The organism is Meiothermus cerbereus (assembly GCF_051297115.1).
Lineage (GTDB): Bacteria > Deinococcota > Deinococci > Deinococcales > Thermaceae > Meiothermus > Meiothermus cerbereus_A.
In genome coordinates this window covers 1-3,554 of record NZ_JBEVAL010000127.1, presented here as the reverse complement: position 1 = coordinate 3,554, position 3,554 = coordinate 1, and the positions used below count along the sequence as shown (strand labels likewise).

General features: G+C 61.3%; 2 protein-coding genes. Both read left to right on the top strand.

Going from position 1 to position 3,554, the window contains the following annotated elements:
- Positions 1 to 209: 209 nt before the first annotated feature.
- Positions 210 to 1,343, top strand: coding sequence for a non-hydrolyzing UDP-N-acetylglucosamine 2-epimerase (wecB, locus tag ABWU19_RS14490; protein WP_435902360.1), 1,134 nt, complete (start codon positions 210 to 212; stop codon positions 1,341 to 1,343).
- Positions 1,344 to 1,823: 480 nt separating this feature from the next.
- A complete protein-coding gene (locus ABWU19_RS14485; RefSeq protein WP_435902359.1) occupies positions 1,824 to 3,344 on the top strand; it encodes an Rqc2 family fibronectin-binding protein in 1,521 nt (506 codons plus the stop codon).
- Positions 3,345 to 3,554 lie beyond the last annotated feature (210 nt).

Below are 3,554 nucleotides of genomic sequence, written 5' to 3'. Positions count from 1 at the left end.
CATCCGCCAGTCGTAGGTGGTGTTGTGTGCCCGCAGGTCAGGTACTTGCATCAGGTAAGGAATGGGGCTGGGTATGGGTTTGTTCGGGTTCATGCTGTATATGATAAGAGCCTGGTCCTATGTTTATCTGAACGCAGCAGCAAAAGAGCTATACTATAGTTCGACAGGATGAAGACCTTGTATTTACCAGCAAATCGGCAGGAGGCGCCATGAAGCGGGTGGTGCTGGCCTTTGGAACCCGGCCCGAAGCCATCAAGATGGCTCCGGTTATCTTTGCTATGCGCAAGCTGGCGGGTATCGAAACCATTGTGCTTTCAACCGGGCAACACCGCACACAGCTCGAGGACGCTCTAAGGGTATTTGGCATCGAGCCCGACGCCGACTTACAGGTGATGACCGAGCGCCAGACCCTCCCAGACCTGATGGGACGCATTGTGCCAGCTGCGGCAGCAAAACTTAAGGAGCTTCGCGCCGACTATGTGATGGTGCACGGCGATACCCTGACCACCTTTGCCGTAACCCTGGCGGCTTTCTTCGAGCATATTCCAGTTGCACACGTAGAGGCGGGGCTGCGTAGCTTTAATCTGCTCGAGCCCTTCCCCGAGGAAGCCAATCGCCGCCTGACCGATGTGCTCACCGACCTGGATCTGGCCCCTACCCATACTTCTAAGAAAAACCTCTTGCAGGAGGGCAAAGCCGCGCAAAACATAATCGTAACAGGCCAGACCGAAGTAGACGCGGTGCTGTATGCCAGCAAACGCGGCACCCCTCCCCCCCTGCCCGCAGGCAAGCGCATCGTGACCGTAACCATGCACCGCCGTGAAAACCTGCCCTTTATGCACGAGCTGGCTGCGGCCCTGGCTCGAGTAGCCCGGGCCCATCCCGAGTGTCATTTTGTATACCCGGTGCACCTGAACCCGGCGGTGCGGGAGGCCGTGTATCCAGTGCTGGAAAAAGTGCCCAACTTCGAGCTGCTCGAGCCGCTGGAGTTTGGCGCTATGGCTGGGTTGATGAGGCGCTCAACTCTGCTCGTAACCGACTCCGGCGGGGTTCAGGAAAGCGGGGCCACCCTGGGCATACCGGTGGTGGTGCTGCGCAACGTAACCGAACGACCCGAAGGGCTCGAGGTGGGGGCCTTGAAGCTGGCCGGAACCGACCCAGAGCAGGTTTTTGCGACCATCCACACCCTGCTCTCGGATGAAGCCGCCCTGCAGGCCATGCGCCTCCGGCCCAACCCCTATGGCGATGGCAAGGCAGGTGAGCGCTGTGCCCAGGGAGTGGCCTGGCGCCTGGGCCTGGCGGAACGCCCCGTCGACTGGGCGGGCTACAGCGTGCCGCGTTAAAAGAAGAACCTCTGCAGATGAACCCCCGTAGCTCAAAGGTGGTAGGCCAGGCCGGGCTGGGCAAGGTTGCCTTTGAGCTTTTTCGCACAATGCGCCCCTTGCGCTGGTTCGGCAAATTCGCCTGCCAGCTGGGAGCAGTGCCCCCGCCAGTGCAGACCAGTGGCTACTCGGACTGCGGGTCAAGGATACTGACTTTGCCCGAAAGGAAAATACAGTTCGTGAAACCAAAGGCGACCGGGAGCGCAAGACCATGTTACCAGCCAAACTGGTTGGCAGGTTGCAGCAACAGCTCGAGTACGCAAAAGCCTTGCATGTTCGCGACCGATCGCGCTCTTCACAAGAAGTTCCCTCCCATCCGGGAGGCAGCTGTTCTTTACAAAACAAAGCAATCAAGTTGTGAGCGCTCAATACCACCATGACATATACCCATGTGCTCAACCAGGGTGGGCGCGGAGTCAGGAGTCCGCTAGACTCCGGAACGTGGAAGGTTTACTGATTCATGCGGTGGTGCGCGAAATAGCTGGGCGCCTGCCCTTGCGCAGCCTGGGTTGGGCTTTCCCCGACGAAGGCAGCGCCGCCTTGCTGCTGGAGGGCCTGGGCAACCTGGTGCTGCGCTACCGGCCGCCCCATCCCCTGCTGACGCTGGAGCCGGGCCGCCTCGAGGGCCAAGCCAAAACCCCCTTCCAGCGCCTCCTGGAGGCCCGTTGCAAGGGGCGCTTGCTCAGAATTGAGCAGATCAAGCTCGACCGGGTGGTTATTCTGGAGTTTGAGGGCGAAAAGGGTTTTGTGGACACCGCCCCTACCCGGCTGGTCTTCGAGCTAACCGGGCGCAACGCCAACCTGATCCTTTGCGACCAGGAAGGACAGATTGTGGGCCTCGACCGCCCCGTTACCTCGGCGATCAATCGCTTCCGCGAACTGCGCCCTGGCCTGCCCTACACCCCGCCTCCCCCCTACCAGAAGCTCGACCCCCGCACCTTGCAGGCAGAGGAACTCGAGCCCTTTGTGGGTCAAACCCTCTCGCAGCTCATCAAAAACCTGGACGGGGTGGGCAAGGAGCTGGGGGCCGAACTGGCCCGCCGGGCCCAGCTCAGCCCCCAAACCCCGCTCAACCCCGAACATCTGCCGCTTATCCACAGGGTTATCCACAGCCTGGTGGAGCAGCCCGGCCTGCAAACCCAGCTCACCGAAGAGCTGCGGCAAGCCTGGGAGCAGGAAGAGACCGAGGCCCTGCGCAAGCCCCTGCGCGAGGCCCTGCGCCGCCAGCTCAAAACCCTAAAGGCCCGCCTGCAGGACTACACCCGGGCCTGGGAGCGGCTAGAGGAAGCCCAGCGGCTGCGTCATTGGGCCGACCTGCTGATGGCCTACGGGCACAGCCTGCCGCCAGGGCCGGTGGCTCGGCTCGAGGACTTTTCCGGCCAGCCGGTGGAAATTCCTCTGGAAGCGGGCCTTTCGCCCATCCAGAACGCCAGCAACTTCTACGCACGGGCCAAGCGGCTGGAGGCCAACGCCGAAAAGGCCCTCGAGCTGATTCCGGCCACCGAGGCCCAGATCGCGGGGCTCGAGCGCGACTTAGACCAGCTCGAGCAACTCCCCCGCCAGACCTTGCTGGAGCAAAACCGCAAAATCAAGGCCAAAGGCCCCCAGGTGGGGCTTCGCTGCAAAAGCCCCGGTGGCTTTGAGGTCTGGGTGGGCCGCAACAGCAAGGAAAACGACCTCCTGACCCGCATGGCCCACTCCGAAGACCTGTGGTTCCACGCCCAGGGCCTCCCCGGTTCGCACGTAATCCTGCGCACCCAGGGCCAGGCCACCAGCCTGTCCGACCTGCTCTTTGCGGCCCAATTGGCCGCTTATTACTCCAAAGCCAGGGGCGAAAAAAACGTGGCGGTGGACTATACCGCCAAAAAGCACGTCTGGCGGCCCCGCAAGGCGGCCCCCGGCCAGGTGCTCTACACCCAGGGCAGGACGCTTTTTGTGGATGCTGAGCTTCCGGACAGTTGAGTGTGGTGGCTTTGCATTTGGCTAGACTGCTTAGTGCTCTGGCAACTTAATTCCTGGGATGGATTTAGCTCCTCTAATACCAGATTCGGTTAGTTCGTCACCGTTCGGTGACGAACTAACCCGACCGAAGGGATACGCTTTCTTCGCCGAGCGCAGCGAGGGGTGTGCTCTAGGATTCAAAAAGATAGCCTCTTAGCGCTTTTTGTTTGA